The 602-nt window shown below is 35.4% G+C and carries 1 protein-coding gene; it reads right to left on the bottom strand.

Going from position 1 to position 602, the window contains the following annotated elements:
• Window positions 1-53 precede the first annotated feature (53 nt).
• A partial coding sequence (locus ND811_RS19690) for an integrase core domain-containing protein (protein ID WP_265365568.1) occupies window positions 54-602 on the bottom strand: 549 nt, incomplete at its 5' end.

Consider the following 602-nt stretch of genomic DNA (forward strand, 5'->3'; position numbering starts at 1 on the left):
TGACCTGCCCCCGTTTGTTGGACCAAATCTTAAGTTAGTAAAATCCTCATAACTCAATTTCCATACTTCGCTTTGAACTCTAAAGGAGTCAAATAATTTAAAGAGGAATGGAGACGTTCTTCATTGTAATCCTTTTGGAATTTAGAAAGTTCATTCTTTAGTTCATTCAAATCTCTACAGAAGCTCAATTGCAAACATTCAGATCTTAACTTACCATTGAAGCTTTCAACGAATGCATTCTGAGTTGGTTTACCAAGGTCAATATAGGATATACCGATATTATTCTTTGATAACCAATTGATAAAAACTCTAGAAGTGAATTCAGGACCATTGTCAGTTACAAACGATTTTGGAAGCGCAGGCAATGATTCTAAGAATCGAATTAATCTTTCAGAAGAAATGGAATAGTCTGCTGATAAAACAACATTTTCTCTTGTGCAAAGATCTACACCAGATAGAATTCTTGCCTTCCGACCATCTATTGTTCGCTCATGAAGAAAATCTATTGCCCAGACCTCATTCGGTTGAGTTGGAATTGGAATAGGTTTACTATCAGCTAATTTCCGTTTCTTCCTTGGTTTTGTCCTTATTTTTAAGCCTTC

The sequence above is a fragment of the Leptospira soteropolitanensis genome, assembly GCF_026151655.1.
In the GTDB taxonomy this organism is placed as follows: Bacteria; Spirochaetota; Leptospiria; order Leptospirales; family Leptospiraceae; genus Leptospira_A; species Leptospira_A soteropolitanensis.